This window comes from Leucobacter sp. PH1c (genome assembly GCF_000633415.1).
Classification (GTDB): Bacteria; Actinomycetota; Actinomycetes; order Actinomycetales; family Microbacteriaceae; genus Leucobacter.
Window position 1 is genome coordinate 32583 of the sequence record NZ_AYMV01000022.1, and the last position, 16979, is coordinate 49561.

General features: G+C 62.9%; 7 protein-coding genes. 4 read left to right on the forward strand and 3 right to left on the reverse strand.

Features of this window, described 5'->3' with window-relative positions; translation table 11 throughout:
- Positions 1-26: 26 nt before the first annotated feature.
- From U874_RS0108145 to U874_RS0108155, 3 genes are read left to right on the forward strand one after another with little or no spacing between them, the layout of a single operon-like run.
- Entirely contained in the window at positions 27-893 is an 867-nt protein-coding gene (locus U874_RS0108145; RefSeq protein WP_025134046.1) for an ABC transporter permease, read from the forward strand.
- The gene (locus U874_RS0108150) at positions 877-2004 is read left to right on the forward strand and encodes an ABC transporter ATP-binding protein (RefSeq protein WP_025134047.1); all 1128 of its coding nucleotides are present in this window, start codon (positions 877-879) and stop codon (positions 2002-2004) included. The genes U874_RS0108145 and U874_RS0108150 overlap by 17 nt, the downstream gene beginning before the upstream one ends.
- A gap of 47 nt (positions 2005-2051) precedes the next feature.
- Positions 2052-5774, forward strand: a complete 3723-nt coding sequence (locus U874_RS0108155; RefSeq protein ID WP_025134048.1) for a glycosyltransferase — start codon at positions 2052-2054, stop codon at positions 5772-5774.
- 31 nt (positions 5775-5805) lie between these two features.
- Here the strand turns inward: U874_RS0108155 and U874_RS14780 are convergent, their stop codons facing one another.
- Positions 5806-8934, reverse strand: a complete 3129-nt coding sequence (locus tag U874_RS14780; RefSeq protein WP_025134049.1) for a polysaccharide pyruvyl transferase family protein — start codon at positions 8932-8934, stop codon at positions 5806-5808.
- Between the two features lie 192 nt (positions 8935-9126).
- Here U874_RS14780 and U874_RS0108165 point away from each other — a divergent pair, with 192 nt between their 5' ends.
- The gene (locus U874_RS0108165) at positions 9127-11778 is read left to right on the forward strand and encodes a CDP-glycerol glycerophosphotransferase family protein (protein ID WP_025134050.1); all 2652 of its coding nucleotides are present in this window, start codon (positions 9127-9129) and stop codon (positions 11776-11778) included.
- A 75-nt stretch (positions 11779-11853) separates the two neighbouring features.
- On the opposite strand, the gene U874_RS15120 is transcribed toward U874_RS0108165, so the two are convergent.
- Positions 11854-13611 (reverse strand): S-layer homology domain-containing protein, encoded by a 1758-nt coding sequence (locus U874_RS15120; protein WP_081809946.1) that lies wholly within the window; start codon positions 13609-13611, stop codon positions 11854-11856.
- A 79-nt stretch (positions 13612-13690) separates the two neighbouring features.
- The gene (locus U874_RS14785; RefSeq protein ID WP_025134052.1) at positions 13691-16672 is read right to left on the reverse strand and encodes an FG-GAP-like repeat-containing protein; all 2982 of its coding nucleotides are present in this window, start codon (positions 16670-16672) and stop codon (positions 13691-13693) included.
- Between the last annotated feature and the right edge of the window lie 307 nt (positions 16673-16979).

Genomic DNA, 16979 nt, shown 5'->3' on the forward strand with positions numbered 1-16979 from the left:
AGGTATACCCACTAGACTCCTCTGTCGTGGCATATGTAGCAGCGCTTTCCGACCCGGAGTTTGACACTCCGGGGAAGAGCAAGGGCCTCATCGATGTATTTCGACACCGGTACCTGCTCTCTCTCCTGCTGAAGAAGGGCATCACCACCCGGTACTACGGGTCTGTCCTCGGCTGGGTTTGGTCTTACGTTCGCCCCGCAGCACAGTTCCTCATGTACTACCTCGTCATCGGGGTCGTGCTCGGCGCGAACCGCGGCATGGACTTCTTTCCCGTCTACCTGTTCGCCGGCATCATCACTGTCAACCTCTTCAGCGAGGCACTCCGCAACACGACGAACGCGATCACGGACAACGGCTCACTCGTCAAGAAGATCTACCTCCCGAGAGAGCTCTTCCCCGTCGCCGCAGTCGGTGTTGCATTCGTGCATTTTCTCCCGCAGGCCGCGGTGCTGCTCGCCGTGTGCATCTTCCTCGGTTGGACAATCACCTGGATGCAGGTCCTCGCGTTCATCGTCGGCCTCGTCGTTGTGCTCCTCTTCGCGCTGGGGCTCGGACTGTTCTTCGGAGCGATCAACGTCGCGTACCGCGACGCCCGCAACGTCGTGGACCTGATCCTCATGTTCGCCACTTGGGCGTCCCCGGTCCTCTACTCCTGGGAGATGGTGCACAAGCTCATGCCGGACTGGCTGTTCACCCTGTTCATGGTGAACCCCGTCACCACCGCGGTCGAACTGTTCCACAACGTATTCTGGCTCCCGCTCGCCCCCCACACTCCGCGCCCCGAGCACCTCCTCATCAACGCAGGGATCGGACTCGTACTCGCGCTCATCACGCTGCTCATCGGGCAGTTCACGTTCCGAAAGCTGGAGGGGAACTTTGCCCAGCACCTCTAACCCCGAGTCCCAGTCGTCGAAGCCGGCAATCGTACTCCACGACGTCCGAAAGACGTTCACGATCAAACACACGCAGTCGTTCAAAGAGGCTTTCGTCTCAACGCTGCAGCGCAAGGAGCTCAGCTCCTCATTCAACGCGATTGACGGACTCAGCCTCGAGGTTCCCGAGGGGCAGTCCATCGCGCTGCTCGGCCGCAACGGGTCCGGCAAGTCGACCACGCTGAAGCTCGTTTCCGGCGTCATGCGTCCCGATGCCGGATGGATCCGCACCCGCGGCCGCATCGCCGGTCTCCTTGAGGTGGGAGCGGGGTTCAATCCCAATCTCACCGGTCGTGACAACGTGTATCTCAACGCGGCTATCCTCGGGATGAGTCAGGAAGAGACTGAAGCTCGTTTCGAGGACATCCTCGAGTTCTCCGAGATCGGCGATTTCATCGATACCGAGGTCAAGCATTACTCCTCGGGGATGTATTCGCGCCTCGGGTTCTCTGTCGCCGTCCATACCGAGCTGGATGTCCTGCTCGTCGACGAGATCCTTTCCGTCGGCGACGCGGCCTTCCGCGCGAAGTGCGCCGAACGCATGCAGCTCCTGCGCGAACAGGGAAAGACGATGTTCGTCGTCAGCCACTCCGCGGGGCAGGTGAAGCAGCTGTGCGAGCGTGGCGTGGTGTTACAGCGCGGCAAGATCGTCTTCGATGGCCCCATCGATGAAGCCGTCGCGTTCGTCGATCCGAAGTCGGGAAAGTTGACTTCGGGCCCCGTCAGCTACACGGTTCGTGGCGGCATTCGCACGATCTACGAACGGAACCGCAGCGGCTACGGTCGCCCGCTCCACAACGAGGTGAAGATCTCGGAGAATGGCGGGGGATGGTTCCAGCAGTTCGAGAACGGGCTCATCACGTACTCGCAGTCGATGAAGAAGGGGCAGGGTCTCCTCCAGGGCTCGTTTCTAGAGGAGTACCTGGAACGCGGCGGCGCTATGGGTGAATGGGGATTCATCTCAGGCCAGCCCAAGGGTCGCGTCGCTGACGGGAACCGGACTCTGGAGTTCCAGCACGGCGTCGCGCGATACGACGCTGCGACCGGAGTCTCATTCACACCTTCCGCATAATCAGGCCATTCATCAGGACACCCACTAGACTTCCTGGAGTGGTTTCCATGCGTGCATTTGCCCAGTCCCTCGGGCAGGGGTTTGGCCTCGTTTTTGACCGTGCACGTCCGTGGCGGCGAGACTTTTTCGTCCTTCGCACTCTCGTCGCGAGCCGTGGCCCTGACAACCCGGCGTCCATCGCGCAGCGCACGAGATATGAGTCAAAGCTCTCCAGCTCCCCGGATGCGGCGGTTCCGTACCTGCAGTGGGTGTCGGAGCAGCAGGGGTACGATGCTGCGCAGGGAGTTGCACGAGAACTCTCCCAACGTCCCCAGGCTTCCGCGGCCCTCCTCGTCGAGATCGCGAAATTCCACTACCTGACCAACAGCACCGCTCTCGGCGACAGCTACCTTGAGCAGGCGAAGTCTGTCGAGCCAGGCCTGCTTCGCATCTACGATGAGGAAGCCTGGAATCAGCGCGCACGAGGCAACCTCCATCGCGAGGCCCAAGCGGTGCAGCACGCGATCGCCGTCGCCCCCGACGAAGCGTCGCGGTTGTACTGGCGCGTGTGGCTCGGCGAGGTTCTGATCCGGCAGGAACGCTTTTCCGAGGCATGGGACCACCTGCAGCATTTCGCGCGCCTTCCCTCCGATGATGTGCGGATCCTGAGCGCAGGATACTGCGCTCACGTGCTCGGACTGCACGAGGCATCGTCCGCCGCATACCGCCGCTTCGCACCGGAGGGAGCTGACGGCTTCGACGTCCTCCGGGTCGCCCAGGCCCAGTTCGAGTCGTTCCAGCGCGCTGATGAGGCCGCGCGTCTCTTGGGAAGAGTTTCGTCCATCAGCCCGACAAAGGCACTCGAGCTGAGCGCCGATGTCCAGCTGCGGCTGGGGCACCCCGAAGCAGCGGTGGAGCACCTGAGCCTTGCCTTCGACAGGACCGACCGGAGCAGCGCTTCCCGACCCAAGCTCGCACAATTGCTGGAGCTTCTCGAGCGTAGCGATGAAGCCCTCGCGGTCTATGAGTCCTTGACGCCGGAAGAGCGCTCACCGCTCCTCCTCTTGCGCGCCGGCGAGCTCCTCTCCGGGGAGGGGCGTACGAAAGAGGCGGTCATCCGTTTCCTCGAGAGCGTTTCAACACCGGCTCTCCCGCCGCTCGCAGCGGTCGATGTCGACCCGCAGCTGCCCGTGCTCCATGGACGCTACACCGCGGCACAGGCCCACGATGCCGAGCCACTGATTGCCGAGATTCTGAATCGCGCGAGTTCCGCCGAGCTCATTCTCGCTGCTTCGCTCGCTCTCGCCTCGATTCTTGCTCGCCAGGAGCGTTGGACTGACGCTTGGGCAGCAATTCGCCAGGGCCAGGCTGATCGTCTCCCGAGCATCTCGCTGACCGACGGCAGCTGGGAGACACCGGGAGCGCAACGCGCGCTCCACTACGCCGAGTGGATCGAGACCGAGCCGCTTCGCCCCGAGGTCACGCTGTACGAATCCTCGCTCGGCGGCACCACTTCCTGCAATCCCCTCGCCATCTGCCTGGAGTTGCTCAGCGACCCCGCGCATGCGGGTCGCACCCATGTGTGGAGCATCGAGCCGGGCACCACGATTCACCCCGCGCTCCTCGGGCACCCCAACGTGCGCTTCGTCGCCAAGCAATCACCTGGGTACTTCCGCGCGCTCGCAGTCGCAGGAACGATCGTCAACAATGCGACCATCGACCACGAGTTCTGCAAGCGCCCCGGGCAGCGCTATCTCAACACCTGGCACGGCGTTCCCTGGAAGCACATGGGACGTGACAACCGGGCAGAACCGTTCGCCTACGGCAACATCGCTCGGAACTTCCTGCATGCAGACATCGTGCTGGGGCCGGACCCGCACACTCTCGACGTCCTATCTCGTGGGCACGATGTCGAGGAGCTTCGTCCCGAAGTGTTCGTGCGTGCCGGCTACCCTCGCAACGATCTCACACTGAATCTCTCCCCGGAAAAGCGGGCACGTATGCGAGCGGAGCTGGGTGTCGGCCCCGAAGACAAACTCGTTGTACTGATGCCCACATGGAAGGGAACATTTGCGGATCGGAGCAGCGAGGTCGCCCAGGTGCTCGAGGCCGCACGTGGGCTGCGCGCCTCAGGTGCGCGGGTGGCGGTCCGCGCACACCACTACGTCAGTGCAGCCTTCCAGTCCGAGGACCTCCCCGGGATCCAGCTCGTTCCCGCATCGTTCGACACGAATGAGCTCCTCGGCGCGACAGATGCCGTCGTCACCGATTTTTCCAGCGTCCTCTTCGACGCTGCGGCAACGGGGGTACCCGTCGTCAAACTGATCGATGGTCTTGAGCAGTACGCGGCAGATCGAGGCCTGTACTTCTCAGCGGATGAAGTGCCCGGAGCAAACGCCCGGAGCATCGCGGAGGCGGCCGAGCTGGTCACCTCAGCATGCGCCGACCCGGCATCGTTCACGGCGCAGTATGCAGCGCAGACCGATCGGTTCAGCGCCGGAGAGGATGGTTCATCCGCGCGACACGCGATCGAGCTCCTCTTCGGAGAGGCAATTCTCCCCGCCTCAATCGAAGCGGGTCGTGCCCCCCGAAGCGTTCTCCTCTCCACCGGGGGGCTGCCGCCGAACGGCATTACCCGGTCAACACGAAGCCTTATCGCCTCGTTGCAAGGTACCGGATACACTCCGTACCTCATCCCGGGGAAGAACACGCTCGATGGGGCGGAGCAGGAGACCTTGCGCGACGTCCGACGATACGCCAAGGTGCTCCCGCGAGTGGGGGTCGTGGCGGGCACGCGCATGGAACGTGAAGCGCTCTACTTCGGGACCGGGCGCAACTACGTGCCGTTCCCGATGGTTCGCCGCTTTCTTGACGCCGGCGCTCGTCGCGAAGCACATCGGCTCTTTGGAGACAGCGCATTCCACGCCGCCGTCGAGTTCAGCGCATACGATGCAAAGAACATCGTCCTCCTCAACTCGGGGGTCCAAGTCTCTGGGGGCAGGCGAGGCATCGTTTTCCACAACGAGATGTGGCAAGAAGTGCAGCATCGTTTCCCCCGTCTGCGATCGGGCTTCCATACCCTCGACCAGATGGATTTCCTCGCCTCAGTCAGCGATGGGGTCCGCGACTACAACGCACGAACCATGCACGAGCAATTCGGCATAGCGGAAGATCGTCATGTGACGATTGAGAACACGATCAACGTTGCCGAGATCCGCGAACTCGCACAGACGGATCTCGCCGCAGAAGATACCGAGTGGTACGCGGCTGACGCCGCGCACGCCTGCATCGTCGCGCGTCTCTCCCCCGAGAAGAACCATGGTCAGTTCTTTGCCGCACTCGCCGCCTGCCGTGACGAGCTCAGCCGGCCGGTACGCATCACCTGCCTTGGCGACGGCCCGCTCCGCATGGAGCTGGAGCGTCAGATCCGTGACCTGGGGCTGACCGACATTGTTCGGCTGCGCGGCTTGGTCCCGAACCCTCAGGCGCACTTGCGCGCCGCCGGAGCGATGATCCTTCCTTCGCTCCATGAGGGCCAACCTCTCGTTATCCTCGAAGCGCTCACCGTCGGAGCTGAGGTCGTTGCGACCGACACTCCCGGTTCGCGATCAGTGCTCCACGACGGGGCCTTCGGCCCGCTGGTGCCGCTCTCGCAGGCGGGGCTCGAGACCGCGATTCACCGAGTCGCCGACGGTGAGCTCAGCGGAACGGAGCAATTCGATGCGGAGCAGTTCACCGCACGCTCGCGCGATATGTTCCTCGACGCAGTCGACCCCGAGCGCTCCCGCTAGACTGCGGGACGCCCGGCGTCCGCTGCGGGCTCTATCCGCGCCGGATACGCCTCAGGGCAAGCCGAATGCGGTCTCGGGTGCGCGCACCGGGAGGACGTACTCGGTGCGCAAGCGTACCCATCTCGGCGCGCAACGCTTCGAGTTCCTGCCGGAGTTGAACGGAGCTCCGCTCCGAGTGCTGCTCTGCCCGCTGGGTTGAGCGTTCGAGCTGCGAGATCCGGGCCGCGTGGTCTTCGACGTTGACGAGGTTGTTCATTCGGTACATGTTTGTCGCTTCATGAGCTACTCGTGACAGAGCCAGGAGCTGTTCCTCCTGCTCATTGCACCAGCTCACTGGGTCCGCCGCCAGCACATCCGGGAGACTCACTGGCGTGCGCGTGCGGATACACTCCACGATCGCATCCCACCAGCGCCCTTGGAATCCACGTTGCGCGGCACCGGACCGGGCTACGTGCGCGGCAAACTCGTCACGGCGCTCGCGCAGCGCATCCATCAAGGGTGCGCCGTGCACCGGGGTCCAGTACTCGAATGGGATGGCGAACGACTCCATCCCGAACCCCGCAAGCGCTCCGCGCATCCGGAGCGCTGAGTAGTAGCTCGTCACCAGGCCGACCGCGGGAGTGCCGACTGCGGCGCCGAAGACCAACGGGTGATAACGGGTGGACAGGGTGAATTCTGCCCCCGACGTGACCGTCAGCACTTCCCGCGCCGAAATCATGGGGAGCGAGCGCACTCGCCCACTCTGCGTGTAGTGCACCACACGATCATGGCCGTAGACGTCGTTCTCACGTCCGTCCTGCTCTGCGGCCCCCAGCACTCCCATGTGAGGGAGGAGCACCACGTCGAGGTTGTGTGCGTCGACCAGTGCATCGAGGATCCGTGCAAGGTCTCGGTAGTACTCCTCTCGGGCAAGGCCCGTCGAGTACGCGTGGAATGTAAAGCTGCCGACGACGTATTTCGACGGAAGCTGGAGCTGCTCGTGCAGTGCTGGAGTGGAGTCAGCCGGTTCGAGAAGCAGCGCATCGTCCAGTGTCTGCACCACATTTCCCGATCCCGCTCCCAGCTCTCGAAGGAGAGCGGCGGTCGCCCGCTCTCGCGCGCCGAACGCGAGAGCGTAGTCCAAGAGTTCACGCACGAGTGGGCGGTCCTCGGGAACCAGGAGTGGTCCGACCGTTTGGCTCGTCACGAAGAGCGGCACGCCCGCGGACTCGGCGATTCGCTTCAGCGCCACCCGCTCGAAGATGTGCTGTGAGCCCGTCGAGTTCAGATTTCCGCCGCCGGCAATAATCACGGCGTCAGCGTCCTTCACCGCGGATACAGTCAGCGCGTCGTGCTCGTCGAGCTCTGCGCGCCCGCGCGCCCCAGCGATCAGCGCGTCGAGGCGACGCTTCCGATCCGCACGGTTCTTCTCGCGAATAAAGCCGAAGCTGGGAACGGCTGCAACCCCGTACTGCGCGCGCGAGGTCGCGGGATCTCCTGCGATCACCGTGACCTCGCAGCCACGCTGACGCAGCTGAGCGATCGCGGCCTCCGTCATCGCCTCATCACCCAGGTGGTAGCGGCCGTTCCAGCTCACATCGCCAATCACGAGCACACGGGGCACGTTCGGTGCGCCCTCGGGCACGGCTGCTCGAACCGTGACTCGTGCGGGACCGTGCGCCACCCGCTGAAGATCCCAAACGTCTGACCGGTGCCCGGTCACGAGGAGCGCGCTATCCGGAAGCGCTTGCACGGGCGAGTAGTTCGCGCGTCCGTGCGAATCCGTCGCGAGCGCAGAGAGCTCCCAGGAGCCGAACTGCGGCGCTTCGCCGTCGACCGGCAGCTCGGCGATCCAGGTGACGCCATCGTCGGCCGCCGCATGTACGGTAGCCAGCTCTCTCAAGTTTCCGGATCGGGATACCCGCACGCTGAGCCTCGAGCCAGGCTCACGCAGCGCACCGAGCGGATCCGAACTCCATCCGGTGATCCGGATCGAACGCTCATCAACTTCGATGTTCTCGATCGCGTGCAAGTACATCAGCTCCGAGTGGGAGCGTGGCACACGAGAGACATCGGCAAGTCCACTCAGTTCTCGAGCCCGGATGCTCGCGGTTGGTCGACTCGCTGCATCTCGGGGCGCCCAGAAGAGGCCTCCACCAGAGCCGAAGAATCGACCGGCGAGCGCACCGCCCAGTTTGCCTCGGAGAACGGTACGCACTCCTGGAACGTCTCCTCCGGCTGCCGCAGCATAGAGCAGGCGATCTCCCAAGAATCGCCGTTCGAACGTGGCGAGCGAGGTCTTCTCCAACCGAGGGCGGATGAGCTCCAAAACCTCTCTGCACCACTCATCCTCGGATTCGAGGAAGTCGTTCAGGTAGAACCGCAGGTGATGCGCAATCACCTTGTCCTCGAAGGCAGCGACAACCGACTCCCCGCAATCGGCGAAGGCCGCCTCGGCGAGATCGAGTGACCGGAGCCGATCCTCGAGATTCTTCCGTGTGTGACGCTGGTTCGTGATCGACTGGCGTTCCTCGTTCGGATAGACATTCCAGAGATAGACCTCATCGGAGATCTGCACGATTCCCGATGCTTGAGCAAGCGTTGTCGCCGAGAACACGACATCCTCGTACAGCATCCCTTCAGGGAACCGGGCCCCGATCCGCTCGAGAAAGGACCTGCGGTACAGCTTGTTCGTCGTCAGGGTGTCCTGCACCTCACCCGGAAGCGCCGCAATGCTCGCTCCATAGCGCCGTTCCGCATGCAGTTCGGGGAACCACGGGACTCGGCGCCCTCCATCGTTCCTCAGCACTCTCGTCAACAGGCCGGAAACGATGTCCGCTCCGCTATCGTCTGCTTCGGCCAAGAGCGCGGCCACCGCTCCCGTGGGCAGCTCATCGTCGGACCCCAAGAACATGACATATCGTCCCGTGGCGATCCGCAGGCCGTCGTTCAACGGGGCCCCGGGAGCGCCGGAGTTCTCCGCACGCCGATGGGAACGCACCCGCGAGTCTCGTGCCACGAAGCCAGCTACGATCTCCGGGGTCGCGTCAGTCGAGTGATCGTCGCTGATGATCACCTCGATACTCGGATGCGTCTGCGCAAGAGCCGACTCCACCGCACTGGGGAGATGCGTCGCGTCGTTGTACCCAATGATGATGACGGAAACGTCAGGCTCGGTCATCTGTCAGGTCCTCCGGGATCAATCACTTCACGCCCGTGAGATCCACGTAGCGCATGCTCACTAGGGTATCCGGAGTACCCGGCGGCGACGCCCGTTGATTCCTTTGAGAAGCGCCTCCTCGGTCGTTTCCCGCGTGTTCACGGTACGATTACCCAGGTACATTGGCTTGCGTCTCCAGGAGAACCAACAGAAATGACCCACGACTCCTCCGCCCAGGTCCGGGTCTCCACGAATGAGCGTGCACTGAGCGCTGATTCTGCCCCTCGCCTGAGCCTCGTGATCCCCTGCTACAACGTCGAAACGTACCTTCCGGTGCTGCTCCATAGCCTGGACGCACAAGACTGCAACCCTGCGTCCGTCGAGCTGCTCTTCGTGATCGATGGCTCCCCGGATCGATCTGAGCAGATCATCGCGGAATGGATGCCGCGGTCACAGTTCGCCGTGTCGCTCATCGTCCAAGAGAACCGCGGAGTCGCTGGGGCCCTCAACACCGGACTCGAGCGAGCCCAGGGCGAATGGGTGAGCTTCTCGGGACCTGATGATGAGCTCTCGCCTCAGTACTTCTCGGAGATTTTCGGCGGCATTCTTCAGTTCCCCGAGATCGACATGTTTGTGACCCGCTTGGTACGAATCAGCCAGGAGGGTCAGGTCGTCCCGCACCCGCTCGACTACAAGTTCGCAAACCACGATGAGCCTTTTGTCGTCGATCTGGCATCGGATCCGGAGATGATCCATCTCGCGGGCGGAACGATTGCCCTCCGGCTCAGCCGAGTCGCAGAGACCGGGGTCACTCACGACGAGACGCTACGCAGCGGGTTTGAGGACGCTCAGCTGATCTCGCAGTTCTTGCTTCGTCTCCCCCAGGCGCAGTACGCAATTGTTCCCCAGGCGCACTACTACTACCATTCCCGGGCAGACTCAATTATCGCGACGTCTTCCGCCGATTACACCCACAAGCTTCCTCTGTTTGAAACGGTCTACAACCGACTCCTCGACGAGGCAGGAAGCACGTGCCCCGCGTGGCTCGCCAACGTCATTCTGTACGACATGTATTGGGTGTTCCGTCAATACCTACGTTTCCGATCATCTGTGTTCGCAATGGACGACTCCACGAACCAGCGGTTTAACTCAGCGTCCAGGGAAGTGCTTCGCAGGATCGGGATCAACCACATTCGTTCGTTCCGGGTGGTGAACGTGCCTCTCGACATCCGGGCAGCTTGGGAAGCTGCCGTAGATCCCGAGCTCGTCACGTCAATCGCTGTGTTCCGTGCGCATGATCCAGTTCGGCGACTGAACAAGATCACGTTCCATTCAGGAGCGCCAGAGATCACAGTTCCCATCTCCTCTCGACGAAAAGACCGGTCCCGGGCATTTACGACCAGTAGAGAACTGCACTACTTCGGGGAAACCTGGGTTTTCGAGAACATCTACTGGATTACAGACGCGCTGAACTCCGGCGATGCCAGAGATGTGAAGTTCTCATCGCGGGAGATTGAGTTTTACGCGGGGGGAGCTGTTTTCACGACGCGTGATGCTGGGCGTGCACTCGGGAAGACCCCTCCGCGTGCAGGCCGTCCAGTTCTGACACCTCGAGCTGATGCGCGGACGGCCGCTAAGAGGTCGGCCCGCACTCAGGCGATCCAGGAGCGTCTGCTGAGGACGTCCTACGCGCTCGCTTATCGGCTCGGCGGTGTCCTCGGCTGGCGCCGCCAGTTCGCCAACGCTTGGGTGCTGATCGATCGAAACACTCAGGCCAACGACAACGCCGAGGCGCTCTACCGTTACCTTCGGGAAGCAAGACCCGACATCAACGCCTGGTTCGTCATCGACCAGGGAACGAGCGACTGGGCTCGTCTGAAGGCGGATGGCTTCCGGCTCGTGGCGCACGGGAGCAAGAAGCACTTCGCGCTCATGAAGGAGGCGCAGGTGCTCGCTTCCTCCATGATCGATCACTACATCGTGCAGCCGTTCCCGAAGAGATTCCTCGAGAAGACCTGGAGCTATTCGTTCCTCCAGCACGGGGTCACGAAGGACCTGCTGCATCGGTGGTGGAACCCGAAGACCGTAGATCACTTAGTCACGGCAACGTTGCCTGAGCATCAGTCGATTGCAGGCAGCCCCTCCCCGTACAACCTTTCCGAACGAGAGGTCACGCTCACTGGCATGCCGCGCCACGATCGCCTGTTCCGGCTGATGGCGGAAGCTCCCCTGCGGCGGGAGGGCACCCACCGCATTGTGCTCATGCCGACGTGGCGCAACTATCTGCTCGGCGAGAATACCGGAGCCGAACGAAGCCAGTTGGATGGTTTTGCGGATTCGCAGTTCGTCACCGAGTGGTCGCGATTCTTGAACGGCGCGTACCTCTCAGCGCTCGCTCAACGGCCAGACATCGAGGTGGTTCTCCTCCCGCACCCCGGCATCGATGCGCACTGGCAAGATCTCGTTGTTCCTCCGGGAGTCCGTCGAGTCTCCTATGTCGGCGACGACGTCCAGGAAATCCTCGCCGGCGCAACACTCGTTGTCACGGACTACTCATCTCAGGCGTTCGAAGGCGCATTCTGCAACGCACCCTCGGTGTACTTCCAGTTCGACCGAGAAGAGTTCTTCTCCGGCGGGCATATTGGGTCCCCTGGGTATTTCGACTACATTCGCGACGGTTTCGGCCCGGTCTGCGAGGAGCGAGCCACGCTTGAGCAGGCGCTTGAGGAGATGATCTCCGGCACGCACGCCGAGCTACCGACATATCGTCGTCGCATTGCACGGCTGTACCCGCTACGTGACGGGAAAGCCTCTGCCCGCATCGTCGGCGAGATTGAAGCGCGACTGCGCCCCTACGGCAGCTAAGTCTCCTCACAGGATGGCGGGAAACGACTCAGCGGTTCCCGCCATCTGTGTGCAGCTCTGGTGGGTTGGTTCAGGTCAGTGCTTCAGGCGATAGATGAACGCGGCCATGGCTTCGCGGGAGACCCGATCCTTCGGCGCATACTTTGGTTTGCCAGAGGGCTGCTTGATGCCAGTCGAGTAGCCCTTCTGATGCATCCACGCGATCTCGTTGTAGAACTTGTCGCCCTTGCGAACGTCTGCGAACGGAGAAACTGCAGGCCCAACGTAGCTCGCCTTCTCCATTCGGTAGATGAAGGCAGCCATCGCCTCGCGGGAGACCCGATCCTTCGGCGCATACTTTGGTTTGCCAGAGGGCTGCTTGATGCCAGTCGAGTAGCCCATCTGATGCATCCACGCGATCTCGTTGTAGAACGGGTCACCCGGCTTCACATCTGAGAACGGAGAGACAGCTGGTCCCCGGTAGTTCGCGCCCTGCAGACGGTACAGGAACGCGGCCATCGCCTCCCGAGACACCCTGGTCTTGGGCTGGTACTGAGCCTCCCGCCCGTCTGCCGTCTTGATTCCGGTACTCAACCCGCTCGTGCCCATCCACTCAATTTCAGTGAAGAACTGGTGGCTCTGGGGGACGTCGGGGAAGAAGGTGTTCGGCGATCCGAACCACTGCTTATAAAAACGATAGAAGTTCCGGTTGCCGTAGCTCGAGCACGCGTTTCCGGTGCCCCCACCTGCATCAAGAGCAGATTGATTTGGGCGATAAGGCGTGTAGTTGTAGAGCCCGGCCGTCGCAAGGTTCTCGATATAGACCGTCGAGCGTCCACAGTCGACTGGCACACGATTCTTATCGTCTGGCGCCCATTTGATCTGGTTATTCTGGAACGGGACGTGATTGTAGTTGCTTGGATTTGTCTTGTATGCCTTGAATTGCCACGCTGCCAGGTAGACCTGGTTAAAGAAGCCGTAGTAACGCGAATCGCACATCGCTCCACCGGCGCTATCGTCGGGGCAGGCATACCCGGTCGCACGATCAAACTGATGCTGCGCTGGGAAGTCATCCGTAACGAGAGACTGTTCCTTCTCCAACAGAACAAGAAGAGCCTTTGAGCTGATACCGCAAGCTGCCCCTACTCTCTGCAAGATCATGGCGGCAGTCTGGCCTGTTCCCCCGGAGTAGGCCTTGCAATATGCATTCGCAGGCTGATTCGGTGTCGAGAATTTTTCATCTCGAAGACACTTCATTGCGAGTCGCGTCGAGTCTCCATTCGGGAAGTAGTAGATTCCACCAGGCGGTTTGCCAGGTTCACCCAGCGTGCAACGGGGAACTCGCTGGTTGAGGAAGTCCTGGATCTGCGACACGCTCATTGCGTTCGCGTTGTAGAAGTTTGAATCCGAGATGATATATCCGGCTCTGAAACCGCTGGTAGAACTCACGTTCGAAGTGAGAGCGTTCTGCGCGGCGAGACGCGAGCCCCGTTCCTCAGATTCCAGGGCTCGTAGCTCTGCGTCGCGAATCTGCCATGAATCATCGACAGTTGCGGCATCGTTCGTCGCTTGTGGCTCAGTCTCGTCGGGAACCATGAGATTCTCGGCCGGGATTGGAACTCCCGTTCCTGTGGAGTCAGGAGACTCAGGGCTATCGTCAGCTTTTCCTTCTTCCGCTTCCGGTTCTGCCACCGATTCTTCCTCGCCGTTCAAGAGGGTTTCCTCGACAACCTCTGTGGTTGGATCGTCGGCGAATCCGTCGACCGCGAGAGCACTTGTCGCAGGTACCAGCAAGCCTGCAATCATTGACAGTGCTGCTGTGAGGTAGAGAAAACTCCGGGGGCGCCGATTCATACTCCCACCCTAGAGGGCGCTCCGACCGATGCGGGGTTTCTCCCACAACTACTCACGGTGCGCACCCCCTGCATTCCCGCTAGCCGCCCGTCTCGAGCCGGTACAAGAACGCCGCCATCGCTTCACGGGACACCGCGGCCGCGGGCGAGTACTTCGGCTTCCCGCCGGGCTGGCGGATCCCGGTCGACAGTCCTGAATCGTACATCCAGGAGATCTCACGGGAGAACCGGTCGCCGGGGCCTACGTCCGCAAAGGGCGAACGCGCAGGTGCCGTGTACGTCGGCTTCTCCAGACGGAACAGGAATGCGGCCATGGCTTCGCGGGAAACCGGTGCCTTCGGGTCGTACACCAGCCCCCGCGAGGTCTTGATTCCCGTGCTCAACCCGGTCTCGTGCATCCACGCGATCTCCCGATAGAACTGGTGGTTCGTGGGGACGTCCACAAACGGGGAGCTTTTCGGCGCGGTGAACGATTTGTCTGCTGCGAGCCTGAACAGGAAGGCCGCCATCGCTTCACGAGTCACCTGCTCCTTCGGCAAGTACTTGGGCTTCCCGGATGGCTGCTTGACCCCGGTCGACATCCCCGAGGTGGACATCCACCCGATCTCCCGCGCGAACTTGTGGTTCGCGGAGACATCTGCGAACGGCGGCTGTGCCGGAGGCGCCGGTGTACCGGGGACCTTCACCGTTGCGGAGGAACGCACCGCGGAGGTATAACCGGTCTTCGTCCCAGTCACCGCGACCGTCAACCTCCGAGCGACGTCACCGGATGCGACTCGATAGCTCGTCCCCGTCGCACCTGGTATCGCCGTTCCGTTCCGGAACCACTGGAAGCTCAGCTGGACCGTTCCCGGCCCCCAGGTCCCCGACTGTGCGGTGAGGGTCGCCCCTACTGACGGCGTTCCGGTGATGCGCGGTGAGGTGGTCGACAGTACGCCCGGCGCTACGGTGTGGCTCGCTGAGACGCGGGTCACACTCGCGTGGGCGGGCTTCGCTCCGGTACTGCGGAACGAGATCTGCGTTCCTCGATCGGCCGGGGTCAACGTGTACTTGGTTCCGGTTGCCCCAGGGATCGCTTTTCCGTCCCGGAGCCACTGAGAGGTGAGCTGCACCGGTGCGGGCTGCCACTGGCCCGGACTCGCAGCCAACTGCTCCCCCACACGCACCTGTCCTGAGATCTGCGGGGTCGGGCGTTGCGCGAGTGTAAGGATTCCCACGGAACGCGGGTGCTCGGCGACGAACCACCCGCCAGCGCTCGTCCCCATCCCAGCGTGCTCGATGCGCGACGCACCGAATCCAGTGCCGGAGCTGCGGGCGATCCGCACCCCGGCAGCGCTGAAGCCCACGATGTCAGCCCGCCCGTCGCCATCGACATCCGTGACTTGCCGCGGGAGCGTGTTGTTCCGCCAGTCTCGCGCGCCGAACTCTCCAGTCCACCGGGTCGGCGCCGCGAACCCGCTCCCCGTACTCAGCGCGACGAGCACCCCGTCATTGTCGAAACCGATCACGTCAGCGCGACCGTCGCCGTTCACATCAGCGAGGACCCGCGGGTGAGTGCCGACGAGCCAGCCGGCGGCCGTGCCGAAGCCGCCCCGCCAGAGCGTCATCGGCCGGAGACCGCTCCCGGTGTTGATCGCAACGTAGACTCCGTCCGAGGCGAAGCCCACCAGGTCTGGCCGGCCATCACCATTGACGTCTGCGAGAGCCCGCGGGTGCGCAACCAGCGCCCAGCCGTCCTTGCCAGCGAACTGCGCGCTCCACTGCTTCGCTGCAGCGAATTTCGTCCCGGTATTGAGCGCAACGTAGACCCCAGCGTTCGAAATACCCACCACATCGGGACGGCCATCGCCGTTCATGTCTTGCAGGAATCTCGGGGTCTTATCGACAGTCCACCCCTTGGCCGTCCCGAATCCGTCGTACCACTTCTTCATGCCCGCGAAGCCCTTGCCCGTGTTCACAGCCACGTAGACCCCGTCGGAGGCGAAGGCAACGATATCCGCGAGGCCGTCGCCGTTGACATCGACGAGTGTTCGAGGGTGGTGGGCCACCGCCCACCCATCGGCCGAGCCGAACTGCGCAGACCACCGCTTCATCGCGGAGAATCCGCTGCCCGTGCTGAGCGAAACGTAGACGCCGTCATCGGCGAAGCCCACTACGTCGGATTTCCCATCACCGTTGACGTCAACGAGCGTGCGCGGATGGCGCGAAGGAGTCCACCCCGTCTCGGTCCCGAAACCGCTCCCCCACGTCTTCGCTTGGCCGAACCCCGTCTGAGTCCGAAGCGCAACCTGGACACCGTTGCTCGCGAACCCCACAGCGTCGGGAAGACCGTCGCCGTTCACATCCGAGTTCCAGGGGAGGATCTCCTGAGTGTCGTCGATTCCATTGCCGTTGCTGTCCACCATCTGAACGGCACCTGTCGCGGCTGACACCGTTGCAGCGGGCCGGTAGCCTCGCAGATCCCCAGTAGCCTCGACGGTGATGCGGGTACCGAAGTCTGCCAGGACGGGCTGGTAGTTCGCTTTCGTCGCCCCCGGGATGACCGCCCCGTCTCGGAGCCACCGATACCGATAGCTCGTGGGCTTCGGCGTCCACCCCGAGACGGTCGCGGTCAGCGTGCCGCCCACCATTGCTGCACCCGAGATCGTCGGCTTCGTCGTCTTCGTGAATGGGGAGGTGAGATCCGCGATGTGGATGTACCCCTGAAACTCGTCCGACCGGATGGTTCGGCTGTAATACGCCCCGGCCCAGCCGTAGTTGTACTCCTCGATGACCACGCGACCGTCGCTCAGCACGTCGGCGACCCAGGCCACGTGGCCGAACTCGGAGGCGCCACCGTAGTAGGGGCCGCTCCATGCGATGGCCCCGACCTCGGGTGTGCGGTCCACTCGAATCCCGAGGCTCCGCGCCGAGTCTCCCCACTCGGACGCATTGCCCCAGCGGACCAGGCCCCCGTACTGGTTGCTGAACGGGATCTTGTTCGCGGTGTTCAGGCGCCAGGCCACGAACGAGGTGCACTGGCGATGCGCGAAGTTCCACTCATCCCAGCGGATGGGGAACATCGGGAGCTGCTTGTACTTCTGCGGATAGTTGTCGCCGATCAGGGCTCGGCCCGAGGCGTTCGTGAGCGGAGCGATCGCGCTTCCATCCCACGGTCGCGCGTCGGCGGGGCCGGGAGAATCCGATACGAGGCCCCCGTTGGCGCCGCGGATCCCTTCTTCTGGCAGCTCGGTACCCGGTTCGGGCTCTCCGTCGGGATCCGTTCCCGGTTCCGGCGTCGGCTCGGTTCCGGGGTCGACTCCCGGGTCCGTTCCTGGCGTGCCGGGCTCAGTGGAGGGCTCTTCCGGAAGATCCGGATCGCCCGGCCCG